The organism is Aeribacillus sp. SP014 (genome assembly GCF_054055575.1).
Genome location: NZ_JBSRXI010000001.1, coordinates 1,757,956 through 1,777,651, shown reverse-complemented (window position 1 = coordinate 1,777,651; position 19,696 = coordinate 1,757,956). Strand labels below are relative to the sequence as shown.

Below are 19,696 nucleotides of genomic sequence, written 5' to 3'. Positions count from 1 at the left end.
TTGACACAATTTTTAGAAAATACTAATTATCCCAATCGTAAACGGTATTGATTGTTTATACAACTCCATTGTTTCATAATAAGAAACAAAAGGAAAAAATAACAAATTTTTTCACACATTAAAACAGATCCTTGGATAGACCTAACAAAGTGGAACGTGCTGTTAAAGAAATTTCCAGAAAAAAATGGGCATGAAATCGCAACAAAGCGAAACGTACTGTTAAAGAAATTAAAATTGGGCATGGAAACCGCATCAAAAAAACAATCCGTAAATTATGGATTCGCATGTCCGTATAAAAAGAAGCTGACCCCAAACATCGACTTCAAGCGATTTTCGGTCAGCCATCTGAAGCATTTCTTTTTTAAGAATGCAAAATAAATAGCGAAGGGGCTGCAAACATCTCCTTACGTGTTTCCCGAATCAGAAGAGATGATCGAACCCCTTTAACAAGAATATTCTTAACCTTTGTGTTTTTATGTTAGTGCTTTAGAGAATGATTCAATGAGTTCTCTTCGATGATAGAAAATACCTGTTCCAATTTTATCTTCCGTCCAAGTAATGGTCGGAAAGTCTGCATAGCTCATATAACCGCTTGTGTATGCTTCATTTCTATTGCCGGATGGATCAAAAAAGTAAACGGTAAGGCCTCGTGTAATGCCGTGTCTTGTTGGCGTCACTTCTGCTTGAACATTATTTTTGGTTAAAATATCTGCTGCCTTTAATACTTCATACCAGTTATCGACATAAAATCCTGCATGATGAAATTTCGCATCCGGTCCTTTCACGAATGCAAGATCGTGACCTTTGTTCGTCACTGACATAAAGCTTCCGACTAAATCTTCTCCATCTACCGTAACGATTTTCTCGGTTTGTCTAAAACCGAGCACTTCCGTAAAGAAGCGGGTTGCTGTTTTTAAATCATCGCCTGTTAAAAGAGCGTGATCCAATCGATGCGGAGCAATTCCTTTTAGTCCATCCGGCCATGGATCTGGGTTTAGATTCCCAGTTTTTGTCCCTACTTGTTCTATTTCCGTATACAGCTCCATATGATGGCCTGTTGGAAGCTGAAAACGAACCGCTTCTCCTTCTGCTAATCTAGTACCTTTGGAAATTCGGGAAAGTTTGCAGCCAAATTGCTCAATTTTATATTCTAATTTTTCCAGCTCGTAAATATCTTTTACCTTAAATGCCATATGATCCATTCCAGCTGTATCGGATTTTTGCAAAATGATGCTGTGATGGTCATATTCGTCCCAAGCTTTTAAATATACTCGATTTTCCTCGCGTCCCGTCACTTCAAGCCCAATGACATTTGTGTAATATTTTACAGATTCTTCTAAATCCAACACCCGAAGCTCCAATCGCCCTAATCTTAAAATTTCGCTCATTTGAATCCTCCCTTTCTTGAAAAATCTCTTATTTTTATGAATTTGATCATCAGCTCTTTCCATTAAACCGTTTCCAATAAAGATAACGCAGCCTCGCAGCACAATCTGTCTTCTTCTTCTGAGCCGCCGCTGACCCCGATTCCTCCAGCTAAATCGTTTCCGTCATAAATCGGGTACCCTCCTCCGAAAACGACAAGCTTTTCTGTATGGACAATCCCAAGGCGCAAACTCGGCTCATCTTTGATCATGTCATACCATTGATGGGTCGGAATCCCGAATGCCGCTGCTGTATAGGCTTTATTTTGAGCAATTTGTATGCTTAAAAGAGGCGCCTCGTCCATCCGGAAAAACGATTTCAAATTTCCGCCTTGATCCACAATAGCAATGTTCACTTTCACTCCAAGTTCTTCAGCCTTTTGTACCGCTTTGTCAATCATTTGTTTCGCCAAGTCACTGCTGATGCTTTTTTGCTGTAAAAACGCCAACATTTCTTCCCCCTTTCCTAAAGTCAACACCGCTATCCTTTTGTAAATACTAGATTTTTCTCTTCCTTTTCTTCGATCTCTAATGTGAAATCGAAACTTCTGGCAATCCATTTTACTTTGACTCGAGAAATACTCCACACAGAAGATATGGATGGACCAAGCCAATAGATTTTTTTCTGCTTAGTAACAAGCACGCGTCCCTCAAACCACCCTTTTCCTCTATCAATTGCCACGTCGTAGCATCCTTTTGGAGGAAGCATATAGTACCGATCCAAAATCAATTCATCTTTTGCATCAGTATGGATCATTTTTCCTTTTGTTTCGTAAAATTCCCCCAAGTAATCAGGAAGTTCTTCCATCAATCCTGATTGAATCTTATTTCGAATCAACGTAGAACTAATTTTTTCATCGTTTCGTTTGACATTTTCTACTTTCGTGACAGTGATTGAGTATCCGCTGTCTTCCTCCATCGTATCTAAACTTCCTTTTCCTTTTCGGCCGTACGTGAAGTCATATACAGCTGCTACATGCTTGATTTGCAGCGGAACTAAATATTTCTGGACAAATTCCTTCGGCTCAAGTCTTGCAAATTCCGATGTAAATCGTATTAAATAAAAGTAATCAATGTCTAAATGGGAAAACTTTTTTGCTTTTTCGGCAGGCGGGAGCAAATATTGGACACGTTTTCCCGTTTTGCCGATTATGTCTTTAGGGTGCGGAAAAAAGCTGATAACCGCTGTTTTTACCCCCATTTTTTCCGCCAAGTTTTTAGCGGTCTGAATGACTTTTTGATGTCCGAGATGAACGCCGTCAAAAAACCCTAGTGCAGCAACGACAGGGCAAGAGGCAATAAGATCTAGATCATTTTGATGATCAATGATGATTGTTTTCAATGAAATGCCCCCTTTTTTAGCTCGACGCCGTCGCTTGTTCGCTTTGAGCAAGCTGGTGGTATTTTCCGCTGAAAAACAGAAGCGGATCTTGCTCTGTCATGTTTATATCCGTCACTTCCCCGATGAAAAGGACATGATCACCTGCTTGAACCTCATTAACAACTTGGCAGGAAATTTGCGCAAGAGCATCTTTAATGACCGGCAGTCCCCCCAGCTGTTCAAATTGTACATCGACTGGTTTTTCCAGCTGCCCAGCAAAATTCATCGAAAGCACTTGTTGATCGTGCGACAAGATGTTAACGGCATATTTTTTTGATTGTTGAATTTTTTCCAGCATTTTCGCTTTTTCTCCAATGGAAATTAATACAAGCTTCGGATTTAAGGAAATGGACATAAAGGCATTTGCTGTCATTCCATGAATATCTCCGTTATGCTCCGTTGAAATGACCGTTACCCCTGTAGCAAATTTCCCCATCGCATTGCGAAACAAGCGATCGTCCATATCCACCATCTCCTTTCCTTTTATTTCTGAACAAGTTCTTTTTGTGGAGATACCCAAGTATCATTGAGCCAACCGTTTAGATCGTAATCATCCAAAGCGGAATCGACAAACGCTTTAAACCGGTCGGAATCTCCAGTTGCATCAGCAATTTTTAACGTCTCTAGACGGATGTTCTCATGGTTGCCCGCATAGTTGATTTCATAAAGCTCATGACGTCCGCCAAATTCCGTTCCGATCGCATCCCAAATCATTTTCATCAATTTCACCCGTTCTTTTGCATCAATGCCTGAACCGCGATAATAACGATCGAGATACGGACGCAGCTCCGGATTTAAAAAGTCGCTGGCACTGGAAGGCAATTGAATGAGGCCCCCCGCAACGATTTGTTCAAAGATTTGTTTGACACGCGGCCATACCATTGGAGCGAGCACACGGTAAGCAGCGCCGTACTGAAGGTTCGGAAGTGCAACGCCATTTTTCGTTTCACAATTGGCTGCCATTGCGGTAGAAAGAGCCCAAAACATATTGCGAAGGGCAATAACCTCACCGATATTTGCCTGAACCCCACGAAACTGCTTCGTACCTGCCGCCTCTGTCGCTTTCATTAATAAGCCGACCATAAAGTCAAGCTTGACGGCAAAACGCGTACAACCTTGGAATGTAAAGCGGTTTACAAATCCCGTTTCAACAAAAAACCCGTTTACTACGTTTACATTTTTGTAGGCAAGTACGTTCTCCCAAGGAATAAATACATTATCTAATACAATGACTGCATCGTTTTCATCAAAACGGCTGGAAAGCGGATAATCAAACGGAGAACCTAACGTTTTTGCGATTTGTTCATACGATTGACGGCTGATCATTTTTACGCCAGGCGCATTCATCGGTACAAAGAAGACGAGTGCATGGCTTTGATCACCATCTCCTAAATCTTGAGCTCCATAGTTAGAGACGAAGTTATAATGAGTTAGTGCAGCTGCCGTTCCCACCATTTTGGCACCGTTTACAATAATACCGTCATCCCGCTCTTTTACAGCGCGAACATAAACATCTTTATTTTCATGAAGAGGTTTTGAACGGTCGACCTGCGGATTAATAATCGTATGGTTAATAAACGGAACTTCTTTTGTTGTTTTTTTGTACCAATTTCGCGCATTGTCCTCAAAACCTTCGTAATAATCCGCAAACGCTTTCAAATGTGCTGTGAAAGAAGCTTTATAATCAGGGGTGCGCCCCATAAAGCCATAGCTCAGCTTGGCCCATTGTGCAATCGCATCTCTTGCTTCTAAAAGATCTTGAGCATTTTTTGGTTCTTTAAAAAATTTGTGAGTTGGATAGCCTTCTTCAGTAGTCGTCGTTAAAATTTTTCCCATCTGTTCATCATGAAGAGCATCATACATTCTTGCTATGGAGCGAGCAGAGTTTTCGTAGGCAGAATGTGTTGTAACATCATCAATCTTTTCTCCATTTAAATAAACAACCCTGTTATCTCTTAAACTTTCTAAATATTCCTTACCATTCATCATCTTTTATCACCTTCCTAAATGAAAATATAATGAACTGGTATTTCCTCTACAGTTCTATCATATAATTGATTTGAATTTTCAGACAATGACAGCGTTTGTTTAAAAATCATTGAAAACTAAACAATTGTTGTTGAAAATACACAAAAAAGACTGCCTCATTGCCAAACACCAGCATTGCGTCAAAATGACAACAAGCTGGTGATTTGAGCGTGAGACAGTCTTCTCAAATAATATTCATACATATCTTGGCTTCGATCGCTTCCGGTGAATAGTCTCCAGGCGTTTTTTATCATATAATGCTCATACATATCCCTGTCTAATGTACTGAAATGTTGTAATCACATTTCCCGCTGATCTTTCAATGACCTAGCAATGTGAACTTTCTTAATCCCTTGTGCTATCTGGGCATTGCTCTTTATTCCAACATGTTTGCGGCACCGCCGATAAGATCAGCGTTTCTTCTGCGCTGTCAGAAGCCGAATCGTCAGCAATCGGATCAAGTCACCGATCAGAAAGTGCTCTTTAAACTGCAAACGAACGACTCCCCGTTTTCAGGATTGTCCTTTCACATAAAAACCCCAGTCCGAGGCAGACTTTTTCAAAGCATCGTATTAAATGCATCGTTTTTTACTGTCTGCCTGTCGGGGATAATAGTATCGTACATCTTCATTATAAGTTCAATGTATTTATAACTTCCTTTACATCTGTTGTCGGCTGTTGGCAGGCAAAGTTTTCACATATATAAATAGTCGTTTCATTATTGATCATGCGATAATTTTTCGCAAATTCCGCAATTTGTGCAAATTGATTTGGATCTTCAGCAACTAACACTGAAAGTTCCATTGTATACGCCTGTTGAATACGATTCAATAATCTTTTCCTATTGCTGCAATCTTTCGGACCAATAATGACAACCTCTTTTTGCGGCAGCTGTTCCATCAAAAGGCTTTGCAAGAAAAACGTATGACCGCTTGGGTATTGCTCCACTTCTTCTTTAAAAATAGAATACATTTGCTGAACGCTTTCGTGTAAATCCAAATTGCCGGTCAGCCTGCTCAATTTCAAAAGCGCGAAGGCCGCAACGCTGTTTCCTGAAGGGAGCGCACCATCATAAATTTCCTTCTCCTTGACAAGCATTGCTTCACTGTCATGACCTGTGAAGAAAAATCCGCCATTTTCTTGATCCCAAAAAAGATCAATCATTTTGTCAGCAAGTTGTTTACCTTTATGCAAATAAGTTAAATCAAATGTCGCTTCATACATTTCGATATAGGCCCAAAGAAGGTATGCATAATCATCAATGAATGCCTGTTGTTTTACTTCGCCATCGCGATAGCGCACCATAACTCTTCCGTCTACAATTAAATGATTTTCAATAAAATCCAGCGCCTTTTTTGCCATTTCGATATATGCTTCCTGATCAAAAACAGCACCTGCTTTTGCTAGTGCAGCAATCATGAGAGCATTCCACGCGGTCAGCACTTTATCATCAACATGTGGAAACGGTCTTTCAATTCGTTTTTCAAAAAGCTTTTGTCTCGCCTGCTCCAATTGCTCTTTCAGCTCTTCCAGCCCCATTTGATAGGTAATTGCCGCTTTTTCTTCATTCGTATGAATAAGATTCGGGATATTTTTTCCTTCAAAGTTCCCTTCTTCAGTTATATCGTAAATATGACAAAACTGTTCGCCTAATTCCTGCCCGAGAATCTCTACCACTTCCTGTTTTGTCCATACGTAAAATTTCCCTTCCTCCCCCTCAGAATCTGCATCAATGGCAGAATAAAAAGCCCCTGATTCATTCCGCATATCCCGTCGGACAAATTCAATGATTTGTTCTGCAATTGTTTTAAATTGAGGGTTTTTGGTCACTTGATAGGCCTCGGAGAATGTATAAAGCAAAAGGGCATTATCGTACAGCATTTTTTCAAAATGCGGAACAAGCCACATGGCATCTGTCGAATATCTGGCAAATCCGAAGCCGATATGATCCCAAATCCCTCCCTTTGCCATTTGCACAAGCGTTTTATTCACAAAATAAAGAGCATTTTCATGTTTAGTCCATTCGTGATATTTCATTAAAAACATGAGCATGTGAGGAATGGGGAACTTTGGTGCCTGACCAAACCCTCCATAAATTGTGTCAAAATTGCTTGAAAGCTGATGAAACGTTTCATGAAGAACGCTTTGCTTCAACTCACCTTTCTTATTTCGACTGGCATTTTTATTTAAAACTTCCGTTATGCGTGCTGCTGTCTTTTCAATTTTTTCATGCTCTTTTTGATAAATTTCCGAAAGCTGCTGCAACACATCGATAAATCCCGGACGGCCAAAACGGCTTTGCTTAGGAAAATAAGTGCCTGCATAAAAAGGTTTTTGATCCGGTGTGATAAATACATTGAGCGGCCATCCGCCTTGCCCCGTGAGAATCTGGCATACCCTCATATATATGGAATCAATATCTGGTCGCTCCTCACGATCTACTTTTATAGCGACAAACCGTTCATTTAATATCTTTGCAACTTCTTCATCTTCAAAGCTTTCATGAGCCATGACATGGCACCAATGACATGTAGATATAAGCATCCTCACTTTCATCTTCATCTATTGACCCCGAAGGGTCAGGAATAGCCAATAGACACGAACACTGGCTTACCTTCCCTTTTGGCTCTTTGGAAAGCTTCAGGTCCCCACGGAAACCAATTAACTGGATTATGCGCATGTTGTAAAAGGTAAGGTGATTTTTCATGAATTAATCGATTCGTGTATTTTTTTTCATGTACTGACATCTCTCAACACTTCCTTTTGAATTTTTTTCATTATTTCATTATTGGTTCAAACTAAAAGGAATATTACCATACTTACTTCTAAATTTCACCTGAGAATATTCTGAAAATAATAACTTTTAATCAAGAACTTAGAATATCAAAAAAGCGCTGGTATCATCTTTGAAATTATTCAGAGGTGATACAAAGATGATTAATTTAACCAAAAAGCAAGAAAAGACTATAACATCAAAGTCTGGATACAAAATAAAAATCATTTCTAATAAACCAACTTTAAGTTCTATTAAAAATTTTTCTCTGGCTTTAAGTGCCTATTTAGAAAAGGAAAGTGATAAAAACCATGTATAACTATAATATTGGTGAAATAATAAACGCTCTTTCCATTGAATTTGTTGCTATTTATTTACGTAAAAGTAGAGATGATAAAAGTGAAGAGGATGTCCTTGCGAATCATCGTTTAGAACTAGTAGAATTAGCCCAAAAATATAATCTCAAATATGTAATTTATGAGGAAATTGGTACTAGTGACAGTATTGAATTTCGACCTGAATTAAAAAAACTGTTACGCGAAGTTAAAAACGGTGTATACGATGCCGTTTTAGTGATTCATCCTGATAGATTAGGACGTGGAGATTGGGCGGATGTAGGTGAAATCAGAAAAGCTTTTAAAGCTTCTAATACTGTCGTTATTACCCCACAAAAAGTCCTTGATTACAATGATGAGAACCAAGAATTGGCTAATGACATGGATGCATTAATGGCGAAACATGAATACCGTTTAATAAAGGGTAGGCTAAAAGCAGGAAAAATTAGGGGTGCAAAAAGAGGTAGATGGACAAACGGTGTACCCCCTTTTCCATACTTTTATGATAGAAATACAAAAAGTTTAGTAGTTGATGAGGCAAAACTCCCGATCTACAGAATGATGGTAGAAGAATATTTAAATGGAACGTCCTTAAAAGACATTGCTGTTAAAGTTAATAAAATGGGTATAAAAACAAACAGAGGTAAATATTGGTCCGAAGTTAAAGTTGAGCGTGTGATTTTTAGTGAGATTCATTTAGGGAGAATCATCTATGGAAAAACTAGTGGAAGTGGTCATAAAAATAAGCCCGCTAAACCTTTAGAAATTAAGGATAGAGATGAATGGATTATTGTTGAGAATTGCCATACAGCAATAAAAACTTTAGAAGAACACTCACGAATGTTAGCAATTAAAAATGCAAAACAGAAAATTCCAAAACGCGCTAGAAATGGTGTCTATGCCTTATCAGGACTAATAAAGTGTAGTAAATGCGGCTATTCGATGAGAATGAATTATAAGAAAACTGTAACCAAAGGGTTAAAGTGTTACGTGGTAAAGTGCCAGAAAACCGATCCATTTGGTAATCAATGTGGTCATCCCGGAATCGATGCTGATATCTTACTTGAAGCAATCGAAAACGAACTCTTACTATATTTAAATGAAATTAAATCTTTTGAGAACCCACAACCTTCTAATCAATACAAATTGGACGATTTACTTGCTGAGAAAAGAAAAGAACTAAAAAATGCGGAAGATGGTTTGAATAGAATTTATAAGTAAGCGTAAAATAGTCCACACCTACCTTTAGATGTGGACTATTGTTATGATTTATTTAGCTTTATTAGGAACACGACATTCTTCTGGAATTGTTGTGGACCAAGGAAGGAGTTGATCTAATTTTTCTTTGTCAGTCAGATTAATATTTGGAAGCTGTTCAAATAAATATTTAAGATAATTGAATGGGTTTAATCCGTTTTCCTTCGCAGTCTCCACAATGCTATAAATGATTGCGCTGGATTTAGCTCCCTTTATGGTATTGCTAAACAGCCAGTTTTTCCTCCCGATTACAAACGGTTTAATGGATCGTTCTGCGCGGTTGTTATCAATCTCTAAACGACCATCCTCTAAAAAAGCTACTAAACGGTCCCATTGATTACGACAATATTTAATGGCTTGCCCAAGTGCACTTTTTGGCAACACTCTTGGGGCTTGTTCATGAAGCCATGCCAAAAAAGCCTCCAATACCGGTTGGCTGCGTTCTAAACGTTTCTTATAACGCTCTTCAGGACTAACATCCTTTAAATCCCGTTCTATCGAGAAAAGTTGGTTACAGAATGCAAGACCTTCTTTGGCTTTTACGTGAGTAGTTTTAGCCGATTCAGGAAGAGCCTGCAAAGCTTCTGTGAATTTACGTCTGGCATGAGCCCAACAACCGACCAGACTGACATCAGGGATTCCGTTATAACCGGCATACCCGTCCACATGTAAATATCCACGGAAACCTTCCAAAAATCGTAAAGGATGCTTGGATGCACGGGTTCGCTGGTAGTCATACAAAACAATTGGAGGCCCCATTCGTCCTGTCCGATAAAGCCACATAAATGATTTGGAAGTCGCTCGTCGGTCAGGTTCTGAAAGAACCTGTAAGGTGGTCTCATCCGCATGGAGGATATCCTGATTCAATAGATGGTTACGCATTTGGTCGTAAACAGGACTCAACCAGGTGTCGGCTCCATACAAAATCCAATTGGATAAAGTTTGCCTGGAAATGAATATGCCAAATCGCTCCAGATGTTTTTCCTGGCGATACAAAGGCATACTTTCAACGTATTTCTGCGTCATCGTATAAGCCATTGACGATGGAGATGCCAGACTTCCCGGAAAAACAGGAGCCGGCATTTTCGCCGTGACAATAGGCGTTTCTATTTCATGGCGTTCACAATGACGACAACTATAAACATATTAGACATGCTTTTTCACTTTTACTTGTGCTGGAATAACTTCTATTTCTCTGCGTACTTGCGTACTCATTTCGTGTAGAGGTCCAGCGCAACACGAACAAACCTGTTCCTCAGCTGGCAAACGGTATTCCACCGTTTCAGTAGGCAGGTTTTCTAGTTTTTCATCTCGACGATTTCGCTTCTTCTTGCGTGTATATGTAATGGTTTCAATCGTCGGTTCTTCATCATCAGGATTTGCGGTAGCTTCAGCTTCATTGAAAAGGGACAGTTGGTCTGAATTGGTCTTCTCACTGGAAGAACCAAAACGACGTTGTTGACTTAACCGAAATTGCTCCTCATACCATTTTAGCTTCGCTTCCAAAGCTTCCTTTTCTATTTCAAGCTTTTCGTTACGCGCTTTATAGTATTCAATTGTTTCTTGAGTTTTCATGTCCATGTTTTTCATAGTTCCAGTATACGCAAAAGAATCCGGCTTGACCAGTCGGATTCTCAAGTTTTTTAATTTCATAGAATCGTGCGTGCTTTCACTGTGGGATGGGCTTGTTTTTGTTCGATGGATAAGCCATCTAATAACCAGCGTAGCTGACGAGGACTGATATCCATCGGCACTCCTTCTTGTTCAGATGGCCAGTTGAAAGTTCCTCTTTCTAATCTTCTATAATGGAGCCAAAACCCATTATTATCCCACTGTAGAATTTTAAGTTTATCCCTTTTCCGATTACAGAAAACAAATAAACAAGGGGAAAATGGATCCAAATCGAAGCATTCTTTGACGATGACTGCGAGACCATCAATCGATTTCCGGAGATCGGTGCTTCCACGTGCAAGGTACACTCGTTCAAAATTTGCGTTAGATATCATCGATTTTGAATCACACGCACTACATCGGAAAGTAGATTCAAATCGGTGCCTGGACGTACTTCGATGGACAGTGCACCGTAATGAATAAGGACAGATTCCTGACCCGTATGATGGGAGGAGATTTCTTGGACATCCACCGTCAACCATTTTGATTGATGCTCGTTCGTAGAAATTTCTTCCTCTCGAAACTTTCGAATCCAGTAGTACATCTGATGTATATTTACATCATTGATGCGAGACCACTCAGAAGCACTCAATCCACTTGTTTTCCAAGCATCATACCTGGATTTCCATTCTATTCTTTTGTCAGCATCATTCATAGCATAACCTCCAGCATTTTTTCTATGGAGATTATCTCATGTAACATTCACAACTAGAAGGTGCTGAGTATTTGACGCTTACAATCTAATGATCCAATATCTCGATTTTGATACTTTACAACAAACTCTGGAAAAGTCTCAAAGACCGAACATAACTCTAAGAAGTTCTTTCGAGCAAATTTCTCTTCTAACTCGTCTGATAAAAAATACACTCCATCCACAATTGATAAATAACCTACTTCAATTAAGCCATTTAAGAGTTGTCGGAAGCTATCTTTATTTATACTGCTGAAATTTAGATTTCCCTTTAGCAAAGTTAGCAGTTGCTTTTGAGTGGCACCTTGTTTTTCTCTAATAGTCGAAAAGATTTGTTGGATTAATACATGATAAGAATGAGTATAGAATCTTACAGATTCCACCCACTTTTCGCGAGCTAACTCTACTAAGGCAATGCTTCTTAACAAAGCTTCTCTGTCAATAGTTAGAAATTCATAATGAGCAGGCCTTCCCTCGTTATTACTTCGGGGATAACGGTTTTGGAGTTCTTTGGTGGACTATTGACGAATAGCCGATTTGTGAAATTTGTCACGAAGCGTAAAAATGGACCGGTCAATCCCAACTCGATGTTCCGGGAATTATAAAAAATAATATTATAAGCAAACCAATACACTTTATAAATGAGCGTAAAAACGGCAAGAAATTTCCTCCTTCCAAACAATGGATTTTAAACAAAAAAAATAAAGGTAACTATCCAGCTATATAAGTTCAAATGGGAAATTGCTAGTATTTCCCCAAAAAAAGCAACCAAATCGGTTGCCTGTTTCACATTATTGCTATTTTATTAGTATTCTTTGTCTTAGACAATATAATGACATTGGAATCATCAGTTTGTTTAAGGAGTTCGATTTCTTCCATTAATTTCATATTTTGTTCTTGTAAATTTTTCACTTGCATCTTCAATGATTTCAGTTCATTCAATTGATTTGTTGATTGAGTTGTGTGACAGTCCTTTTTCCCTCGTGTAAACATCCCTTTCATACAGAATAACATCATTAAAGGACATAATAAGTATATCAACCATTCCATATTTCCTGATCCCCTTTCATATAAATTGAAACCTCTTTCAGTAGGAGATCTCCTTCCTTTATATTACAAGTTCGTCCACGAATGAGGTTCTTTCGGTCGGTAATTCCTCGTTCGAAGATGCTTGAGGCTGTCCTACCGCCCATTAGAACAGGGCAACTTCGGTAAAAAGCCCTTCAAAAAAGAAGAACTTTTATCAATTTTTACACGATGGTTTTATTCAGCTTTATTATAAGATTCCATGAATTCTCCGCATGCCTTCATCATTTTTTGTCCTTGAGGAGAATTCATCGCTTCCATCATCTTCATCATACCGTTTCCATTCATCATGTTCGTCATACTATCTGACTTTTCCGCATAAGAAAACTGTCCGACTACTAACAATGCTGCCAGCGCAAATGAAGAAACAAATGCAATTTTCTTTTTCATTTATGATCCCCTCCCTTCGTTTTAAAACCATTATAGACAATAAATTTGATGAAAATATGGAGATTTGTCTATTCTCTAACATGTCTCATGCTATCTTACAAATGTACTTCAAATTTTTTGAAGAAATATAAAGACGACTCATCAATCTTTCAATAGCCGTTTTTTCTCTTCATATTCTTCTGCATCAATTTCTCCACGGGCAAGTCGCTCTTTGAGAATATTCAATGCATGATTTGATTTATTTTCAAATGGTTTCATGATTAACAAGATCATCCCATATATTGCAAATCCGATAATGATAATCCAAAATAACATATTTAACATCATACCCATGCTCATCATCATGGCTTCCTCCTATTCATTAGTGGTTGTTTGGCTATTCATCCCTTTTCCCTGTTTTGCTATTTGGATCCATTTTTCTCCAAAATTATCCGTTAAATAAATGTCTTTTTCAAACGTCGTGAAGACGATTTGCTTTTCATTGTTTGGATTTACCGCAATGTATCCAATAGCATCATCCTCACTTAAAGTTGGAATAGGGATGTTTTTTTTCTCTCCGGATTCCAGATTAATTTCCATCAAAGAAGGCTTATCAGTCATACCTCCGGCAAGAAGTTTCCCCTCTTTTGTGAAGGAAACGGATGTGACTGGAGTACCTTCTAGAATGTTATTAAAAGAATTGCCATAGTCCTTAGATAAATAAACCCCTCGATTTGTACTGATCACAACAATATTTTCTTTCTCTGGATGAACAGTAATAGCTGATGGTTGCCCTTCTAGTCCTTTCATATCGCTTTTTGTCCACGTTTTTGTTTCGTCTAACGAGTAGTACAATCCAGCGTCATCCATTCTTGAATTCGGTTCTGGGGTTAAAACATAAATGGCATGAGAATAATATCCAACCCCTATTCCGTGGAAGTCAACCTCCCCATATAAATCAAGCGTTTGCAAGGTTTTCCCCATATCTGTACTTTTCACTACACCGAGTGGATTTTTCATAGAAGAACCTGGAGCTGGATGTCCGCTGCTGTAAAACCCGTTATCAACCATAGAGAATCCCATATAATCATGTTTTTCTCCTTCTGGAATTTTCCACTTACCGTTTTTATAGACCTTCAATCCATCATGCGCCGGTACATAAATTTCAGTCCCATCATTCGTAAAACCTAACCCGTGAATATGCATAAAATCAATGTCCTCTTCTTCTCCTGTCCCATTTGTTAATGCAAATACTCCAGAAACAGCTAAGGCTAGTAAAGCTAAAACTGATACCCATCGGCTTAATTTTAACCATCTTTGCAGCTTGTCCCGTTTTAAGCGTCCTTCTTGTTTTTTCACATTAACAGTTTTTAATTGATTTCTGATTAGGAAAAATAAAATGATTCCTAACCCCAACAAAATCGACGACACAATAAAGCTATAATTTAACAAAGTAGCGGTCAACATCTCCCGTTGGTGTTCTTCTTCAGTACCATGCGCGAATACACCAACCGGAATCATAAATAATGCTGAGATCAAAAAAGTAAAAAGTTTTAACTTCAATCCTATTCTCCCCTTTTCTTATAAAGTAAAAGATAGAAAATTCCCGCAAGAAGAATGGGAACTCCCATCCATAGACAAATTTGAACAAACGTTTTCATATATACCCTTAATTCCGGCCGGAACATGAACGAACCGGACATCGTCAAACATAACAATCCAGCCATGATCAACAAAACAGGCACAATGATTTCAAATTTTTTCATTGGGCATCCCCCTTATAAATCGGGAATGTAAGTTCAAAGCTTGTCCCTCTTCCCACTTCACTACTTACATGTATAGTCCCATTTTGCAGTTTCACAAGTTGTTTGACGATTGCCAGTCCAAGCCCGGTACCCCCGAATTCTCTTGATCTTGATTTTTCCACACGATAAAATCGTTCAAATAAAAATGGAAGATCTTCTTTCGGTATCCCTATCCCCGTATCTTCAATCAAAATCTTTACTTTGTCTTGATCATAAGACAATTCTATTTTTATAAACCCTTTTTCTGTATAACGAATGGCGTTTTCGATTAAATTAATGACAATTTGCTCCATTCTTAAACCATCCGCATAAATACTCGGCAATTGATAAATTTTATGAAAATATAACTGTAACCCTTTCTCCTTTGCTTTCACTTTTGTTTTTAATACGGCATTTTCAATCACTTCAATCAGATCAATTTCCTCCAAATGTAATGGTAACTTTCCTTCCTCCATCTTTGCCAGTTCAAACAAGTCATTGACTAGCTTGGACATTCTATTGGCTTCTTGCTCGATAATTTGTATATACATTTCTTTTTCATCCTCTGTTTGATACTGTTGGTTTTTTAATGCTCTCGCATACCCTTCTAAATACGTAAGAGGAGTCCGCAATTCATGGGAAATGTTTGCAAAAAATTCCCGCTGGTTTGACCGGTACCTGTATAATTCAACGGCTAAATCATTAATCGCCTTGGCTAGGGAGCCAATTTCGTCTTTTGTTTCAACCAAAACTTTTGTATTTAAATCACCTTCAGCCATTTTGCGGGTTGCTCTTTCCATTTCTAAAAGTGGATTGGCTAACTTGCGTGATACAATAAAGGTAAAGCCAAGGGCTAAAAGAATGGCACCAATGCCAGCCCAAACAATTAAATTCCTTATTAGATGAATTGATTGATGTATCTCATCGATGGAAGCCAATACAAAAATTCCGCCGATAAAGCGATTTTGTGCAAAAATAGGTCTTCCAACGCTTAGAAAACGTTTATCTAAGATTTCATCGTAATATTCCTTTTCAATGACGGAATTTCTCCTTAAAAGAGAAATGTCATTTGCATCGATTCTTTCTCCTTTCGATAAGCTTGGGATCCCAGAGTTTGCAACAACGATACCTTGTTCGTCTACGATTACAATTTCCTGATCTATCATATCGGCAAGTAATTCAAACATACGGAGGATATTTTTATCCTCTAACGATGTGATGGAATTCGCATAACGATTGGATAAATCGTAAATTTGATCTTTCATTTTACTGTAATAAAAGCCAGAAAATATTTCATTGATAATAAAACCAAGTGGAAGCAAAATGGTTAACACAATGACTAGAATACTTGCCCCTAATTTTACAACGATACTATTCCATTTCATTGGTCTTCTTCAGGAGCTTGGAATTTATAGCCCATTCCCCAAACCGTTTTAATCGGATTAAAGGAAAGCCCGTTTTTTCTAAACTTTTCCCTTATATTTTTCACATGGGTATCAACTGTACGAATATCTAAAACGTCATGAACTCCCCATACCCGATCTAGTAACATATCCCTTGTAAATATCGTTTTTGGGTTTAACACTAATAGCAAGAGAATATCAAATTCTTTTGGTGTCAATTCTAATGGACGATCGTTTACAAAAACTTGTCTTTCATTTTGATCGATTTTTAAATCTGCAATCTTAATGATTCCTTCCGTTTGAATAGGATTGGAAGAAGCAGCTGAACGTCTTATTAGTGATGTTAGACTAAAAAGTAGACACAGATTATTATAGTAATAATAGAGAAAAATGAGGTGTCTACATGACAAAAAAACAAAGGCGGTACGAGGAAGACTTTAAGCGTCAAACTGTTCGTTATATTTTGGAGGAAGCGAAATCCGTTGCACAAGTGGCTCGTGAGCTCAAAATTAACGAAAATACTCTTCACGGCTGGATGAAAAAATATAAGCAAGAACCTGAAATATCAGAAACCCAAACGTTTCGATCCGAAGACCACGAAGTTCGTGAACTGAAGAAACGTATTCGGGATCTGGAGGAGGAAAACTCCATCTTAAAAAAGGCGATGCACTTCTTCGCGAAAGACCATCGGTAAAATATTCATTTATCCATAAACATCGCTTCGATTACCGATTGGAGAAGATGTGCGAAGTATTGAAAGTTTCTCGAAGCGGTTATTATAAATGGCGTGATCGTCCCAAAAGTGCTAGACAAGAGCGTCGAGAAGAATTGACGCAGGAAGTGCGTCGTGTGTATATCGAATCCCGCCAACTGTATGGGAGTCCCAAGGTTACCAAAAAGCTTAATCATGGAGGCATTAAGGTTTCACAGAAGACGGTTTCCCGCATAATGAATGAAGAGGGAATGAAGTCTCGTACCGTGAAAAAGCATAAGGCAACTACTAACTCAAAACATAACCATCCGGTCCACGAAAATGTCTTAAACCAACATTTTACTGTTACGAAACCAAATGAAGTATGGGTAGCTGATATCACATACATTCCAACGGATGAAGGTTGGCTTTATCTAGCTAGTATGATGGATTTGTATTCAAGGAAAATAGTCGGCTGGCATATAGACTGTTCAATGAAAAAGGAGCTAGTGTTAAGTGCTTTAAAGCAAGCCTATCAGCGTCAACAACCACAGGGTTCTATCCTCCATCATTCTGATCGAGGGAGTCAATATGCTTCAAATGACTATCAAGCTAAGCTAATGGAATACGGAATGAAATGTAGCATGAGCCGCAAAGGAAATTGTTATGACAACGCTTGTATTGAATCATTTCATGGGATAATAAAAAAAGAACTAATCTATCAGACTCGTTATAAAACAAGGGAAGAAGCAAAAAAGAGCATATTTGAGTATATAGAAATATTTTACAATAATAAACGTATTCACTCCGCAACAGAGTATTTTTCACCATCTGAATACGAACGTATGTACGACAAAAAGGGAGCTTAATGAGCATATTAATAGAATAGTTAGACCCGAAAATTTACCTTTAAAAATAATTAGGACAACGTCGTAATTATTTTTAAAAGGCCACCAAGCGATAGCGCGGTAGCTGCGAAAAAAATTTATAAATTTTTGTGTCTACTTTATTGACCTAATATCATTAGTGCTTTAACCCTTGCCACTAATTCTTCGGGTTCAAAAGGCTTTACAAGATAATCATCGGCTCCAACATCAAATCCTTGTACTTTATCTTTTACATCACCACGTGCCGTAAGCATAAGGATGGGCACTTGACTCATTTCCCTTATCTTTTTGCATACCTCCCATCCATCCATATCGGGCATCATGATGTCTAAAATCACTACGTCGATTCTTCCTTTTGTCAATAAGGTTAATGCTTCTTGTCCACTTGCCGCTTCAGTTAAGTGAAAATATGGAGAAAGATTGATTTTTAGTAAATGCCTCATGTTCCATTCATCATCAACGATTAATACTCTTTCTTTCTTCATCCTTATATCACAATCCCTGTTATAATTTGTTAATAAATGATCCGGTCAATTGTTTGTCCTTTAACCTCTCATTTTTTCAGTTAAAGAAAACACATTCAATCATCGTCCCATATACGATTTCTTGAACCACTTTCATGATAACTCCACCTGCTTGTTGATCCACAAGCGGTGAAAGTGTTTTAAACAATTGTGGTGCGTCGTAATAGACGGTATAAAACGGTTCATTCGCAAAAATAATTAAGGCACAAGCTGTAGTCAGTAACATTCCTGATGTAAAATATAGTAAATTTTTTGGATATTTGATAAACAATCTAATTCCTTAGTGACCGGAATTAAAGGGATCCACATGAACAATGCGGAGATGGTTAATATAATATGGGTTAAGTTATGCAAGATATTATGTGAAACGATTGTATTAAATATGAATGGGACTTGATAAAACGAAAACAACACATTAAATAAAAGTAACGGGATCAACGGATATTTTAAAAAATTGATCCATTTGTATCTTAATCCTAAATGAAGAATTGATACCATCATTCGATTTGGCAAACCTAACAGCAGTAAAGGTGGTAAAACTATATAAATTAACAATTGTTCCAACATATGAGCGCAAAAAATGATCTCCTAAGTAATGTAAAAGGCTATCCCCAACAAAAACGCAAATAAAACTGGTGTTCCTTCGAAACGATGAGCCGTATCATAAAAGGCTGACTCAAAATATTAATAATTTGATTAAAGAAGTCGTACACCTTCTATCACTATTTTTCGTTGATTTTTACAATGATTAATCTTATTAAAAAATTTTGAAGAAAATATGGAGATAGATGCTGATATTATATTCTTTTGTGTGTATACATTTCTTTGCTACCGATTGTATCCTCAACAAACGCTTTATGAACTTGTTGAAAATCTTAAAATATAGAAATAGTTAGACAAAAAACGAAAGTACAAACAACATAAATCTTTATTCAAGGATTCTTCACAACTCTTCTCTTCGATTTCGCAACATTCGAACACGTACTTTCGACTACCATCTTGATTCCACAAAGAAAAAATCTACATTCCATAGGAAATTTCGAATTTTAAAGCCCGGTGGAGAAGTTCATATAGCAGATTTGGTATAAGCAATTAAGTTGCCCTTCCCACACTATAAAAAAGACCCCCTCCAATTCTACTTGGAGGGGATCATATCAGGGAGTATAAATCCATGTATGTTACTTCACATCGTAACCTTGCTCTTCAATCGCTTCTTTGAGTTTTTCTACACTTACCTTTGTTTCATCATAATCTACATCCACAGTGCCTTCTTGTAAATGTACTTCTACATTTCTTACCCCGTCTAACTTTTTAAGAGCGTTTGTCACCGCCATTTTGCAGTGTCCGCAAGTCATTCCTTCTACTTGTAATGTAATCGCCATTTTTTATTCC

The 19,696-nt window shown here is 37.9% G+C and carries 19 protein-coding genes and 3 pseudogenes; 3 read left to right on the top strand and 19 right to left on the bottom strand.

Features of this window, described 5'->3' with window-relative positions; genetic code table 11:
* Positions 1-473 precede the first annotated feature (473 nt).
* The 6 genes and pseudogenes from ACVIJU_RS08730 to ACVIJU_RS08705 form a co-directional block, all read right to left on the bottom strand.
* On the bottom strand, positions 474-1,388 hold the full coding sequence (locus ACVIJU_RS08730) for a catechol 2,3-dioxygenase (protein ID WP_063389734.1): 915 nt from the start codon (positions 1,386-1,388) through the stop codon (positions 474-476).
* A gap of 62 nt (positions 1,389-1,450) precedes the next feature.
* The gene (locus tag ACVIJU_RS08725) at positions 1,451-1,876 is read right to left on the bottom strand and encodes a GlcG/HbpS family heme-binding protein (protein ID WP_063389618.1); all 426 of its coding nucleotides are present in this window, start codon (positions 1,874-1,876) and stop codon (positions 1,451-1,453) included.
* A 29-nt stretch (positions 1,877-1,905) separates the two neighbouring features.
* Positions 1,906-2,766, bottom strand: coding sequence for an adenylyltransferase/cytidyltransferase family protein (locus ACVIJU_RS08720; RefSeq protein ID WP_456687485.1), 861 nt, complete (start codon positions 2,764-2,766; stop codon positions 1,906-1,908).
* Between the two features lie 16 nt (positions 2,767-2,782).
* Positions 2,783-3,268, bottom strand: a complete 486-nt coding sequence (locus tag ACVIJU_RS08715) for a flavin reductase family protein (RefSeq protein ID WP_063389616.1) — start codon at positions 3,266-3,268, stop codon at positions 2,783-2,785.
* Between the two features lie 20 nt (positions 3,269-3,288).
* A complete protein-coding gene (locus ACVIJU_RS08710; RefSeq protein WP_429652892.1) occupies positions 3,289-4,794 on the bottom strand; it encodes a 4-hydroxyphenylacetate 3-hydroxylase family protein in 1,506 nt (501 codons plus the stop codon).
* Positions 4,795-5,463: 669 nt separating this feature from the next.
* A pseudogene (locus ACVIJU_RS08705) lies at positions 5,464-7,580 on the bottom strand (thioredoxin domain-containing protein).
* A gap of 186 nt (positions 7,581-7,766) precedes the next feature.
* Between ACVIJU_RS08705 and ACVIJU_RS08700 the strand changes: the two are divergent.
* Positions 7,767-7,925, top strand: a complete 159-nt coding sequence (locus ACVIJU_RS08700) for a hypothetical protein (RefSeq protein WP_161939841.1) — start codon at positions 7,767-7,769, stop codon at positions 7,923-7,925.
* Complete coding sequence (locus tag ACVIJU_RS08695; RefSeq protein ID WP_063389613.1) at positions 7,918-9,162, top strand: recombinase family protein; 1,245 nt, start codon at positions 7,918-7,920, stop codon at positions 9,160-9,162. The genes ACVIJU_RS08700 and ACVIJU_RS08695 overlap by 8 nt, the downstream gene beginning before the upstream one ends.
* 48 nt (positions 9,163-9,210) lie before the next feature.
* Here ACVIJU_RS08695 and tnpC read toward each other — a convergent pair.
* The 10 genes and pseudogenes from tnpC to ACVIJU_RS08645 all read right to left on the bottom strand — a co-directional run bounded on the left by tnpC (position 9,211) and on the right by ACVIJU_RS08645 (position 16,420).
* Positions 9,211-10,788: pseudogene (gene tnpC / locus ACVIJU_RS08690) on the bottom strand (IS66 family transposase).
* A gap of 59 nt (positions 10,789-10,847) precedes the next feature.
* Positions 10,848-11,204: an IS66 family insertion sequence element accessory protein TnpB gene (gene tnpB, locus ACVIJU_RS08685; protein WP_063389611.1), complete on the bottom strand. Its 357-nt coding sequence runs from the start codon at positions 11,202-11,204 to the stop codon at positions 10,848-10,850.
* Positions 11,201-11,524: an IS66 family insertion sequence element accessory protein TnpA gene (tnpA, locus tag ACVIJU_RS08680; protein ID WP_063389610.1), complete on the bottom strand. Its 324-nt coding sequence runs from the start codon at positions 11,522-11,524 to the stop codon at positions 11,201-11,203. Before tnpA ends, tnpB begins: the two co-directional genes overlap by 4 nt.
* An 822-nt stretch (positions 11,525-12,346) precedes the next feature.
* Positions 12,347-12,610, bottom strand: coding sequence for a DUF2933 domain-containing protein (locus tag ACVIJU_RS08675; RefSeq protein ID WP_063389608.1), 264 nt, complete (start codon positions 12,608-12,610; stop codon positions 12,347-12,349).
* Between the two features lie 213 nt (positions 12,611-12,823).
* Entirely contained in the window at positions 12,824-13,036 is a 213-nt protein-coding gene (locus ACVIJU_RS08670; RefSeq protein WP_042411632.1) for a hypothetical protein, read from the bottom strand.
* A gap of 141 nt (positions 13,037-13,177) precedes the next feature.
* Entirely contained in the window at positions 13,178-13,378 is a 201-nt protein-coding gene (locus ACVIJU_RS08665) for an SHOCT domain-containing protein (RefSeq protein ID WP_235600518.1), read from the bottom strand.
* Positions 13,379-13,390: 12 nt separating this feature from the next.
* Entirely contained in the window at positions 13,391-14,578 is a 1,188-nt protein-coding gene (locus ACVIJU_RS08660; protein WP_082830419.1) for a F510_1955 family glycosylhydrolase, read from the bottom strand.
* Positions 14,579-14,580: 2 nt separating this feature from the next.
* The gene (locus tag ACVIJU_RS08655) at positions 14,581-14,781 is read right to left on the bottom strand and encodes a hypothetical protein (RefSeq protein WP_042411639.1); all 201 of its coding nucleotides are present in this window, start codon (positions 14,779-14,781) and stop codon (positions 14,581-14,583) included.
* Positions 14,778-16,184, bottom strand: coding sequence for a sensor histidine kinase (locus ACVIJU_RS08650; protein WP_042411641.1), 1,407 nt, complete (start codon positions 16,182-16,184; stop codon positions 14,778-14,780). Before ACVIJU_RS08650 ends, ACVIJU_RS08655 begins: the two co-directional genes overlap by 4 nt.
* Positions 16,181-16,420: a winged helix-turn-helix domain-containing protein gene (locus tag ACVIJU_RS08645; protein WP_456687484.1), complete on the bottom strand. Its 240-nt coding sequence runs from the start codon at positions 16,418-16,420 to the stop codon at positions 16,181-16,183. The genes ACVIJU_RS08650 and ACVIJU_RS08645 overlap by 4 nt, the downstream gene beginning before the upstream one ends.
* Positions 16,421-16,605: 185 nt before the next feature.
* On the opposite strand from ACVIJU_RS08645, the gene ACVIJU_RS08640 reads away from it, so the two are divergent.
* Positions 16,606-17,762 (top strand): IS3 family transposase gene (locus ACVIJU_RS08640; protein WP_445659443.1). Its coding sequence is split into 2 segments (ribosomal slippage): positions 16,606-16,867 and positions 16,867-17,762, totalling 1,158 coding nucleotides; the frame shifts between segments, so codons are not numbered across the junction.
* A 137-nt stretch (positions 17,763-17,899) separates the two neighbouring features.
* On the opposite strand, the gene ACVIJU_RS08635 is transcribed toward ACVIJU_RS08640, so the two are convergent.
* The 3 genes and pseudogenes from ACVIJU_RS08635 to copZ all read right to left on the bottom strand — a co-directional run bounded on the left by ACVIJU_RS08635 (position 17,900) and on the right by copZ (position 19,686).
* Positions 17,900-18,265, bottom strand: coding sequence for a response regulator transcription factor (locus tag ACVIJU_RS08635; protein WP_456687483.1), 366 nt, complete (start codon positions 18,263-18,265; stop codon positions 17,900-17,902).
* Positions 18,266-18,341: 76 nt separating this feature from the next.
* Positions 18,342-18,871, bottom strand: a pseudogene (locus ACVIJU_RS08630) (cytochrome c oxidase assembly protein).
* A 611-nt stretch (positions 18,872-19,482) separates the two neighbouring features.
* Positions 19,483-19,686, bottom strand: coding sequence for a copper chaperone CopZ (gene copZ, locus ACVIJU_RS08625; protein WP_042411645.1), 204 nt, complete (start codon positions 19,684-19,686; stop codon positions 19,483-19,485).
* Between the last annotated feature and the right edge of the window lie 10 nt (positions 19,687-19,696).

Coding starts and splice junctions, on each gene's coding strand:
- ACVIJU_RS08730 (WP_063389734.1), bottom strand. CDS start 1,388: ATGAGCGAAATTTTAAGATTAGGGCGATTGGAGCTTCGGGTGTTGGAT.
- ACVIJU_RS08725 (WP_063389618.1), bottom strand. CDS start 1,876: ATGTTGGCGTTTTTACAGCAAAAAAGCATCAGCAGTGACTTGGCGAAA.
- ACVIJU_RS08715 (WP_063389616.1), bottom strand. CDS start 3,268: ATGGACGATCGCTTGTTTCGCAATGCGATGGGGAAATTTGCTACAGGG.
- ACVIJU_RS08710 (WP_429652892.1), bottom strand. CDS start 4,794: ATGATGAATGGTAAGGAATATTTAGAAAGTTTAAGAGATAACAGGGTT.
- ACVIJU_RS08700 (WP_161939841.1), top strand. CDS start 7,767: ATGATTAATTTAACCAAAAAGCAAGAAAAGACTATAACATCAAAGTCT.
- ACVIJU_RS08695 (WP_063389613.1), top strand. CDS start 7,918: ATGTATAACTATAATATTGGTGAAATAATAAACGCTCTTTCCATTGAA.
- tnpB (WP_063389611.1), bottom strand. CDS start 11,204: ATGATATCTAACGCAAATTTTGAACGAGTGTACCTTGCACGTGGAAGC.
- tnpA (WP_063389610.1), bottom strand. CDS start 11,524: ATGAATGATGCTGACAAAAGAATAGAATGGAAATCCAGGTATGATGCT.
- ACVIJU_RS08675 (WP_063389608.1), bottom strand. CDS start 12,610: ATGGAATGGTTGATATACTTATTATGTCCTTTAATGATGTTATTCTGT.
- ACVIJU_RS08670 (WP_042411632.1), bottom strand. CDS start 13,036: ATGAAAAAGAAAATTGCATTTGTTTCTTCATTTGCGCTGGCAGCATTG.
- ACVIJU_RS08665 (WP_235600518.1), bottom strand. CDS start 13,378: ATGATGAGCATGGGTATGATGTTAAATATGTTATTTTGGATTATCATT.
- ACVIJU_RS08655 (WP_042411639.1), bottom strand. CDS start 14,781: ATGAAAAAATTTGAAATCATTGTGCCTGTTTTGTTGATCATGGCTGGA.
- ACVIJU_RS08650 (WP_042411641.1), bottom strand. CDS start 16,184: ATGAAATGGAATAGTATCGTTGTAAAATTAGGGGCAAGTATTCTAGTC.
- ACVIJU_RS08635 (WP_456687483.1), bottom strand. CDS start 18,265: ATGAAGAAAGAAAGAGTATTAATCGTTGATGATGAATGGAACATGAGG.
- copZ (WP_042411645.1), bottom strand. CDS start 19,686: ATGGCGATTACATTACAAGTAGAAGGAATGACTTGCGGACACTGCAAA.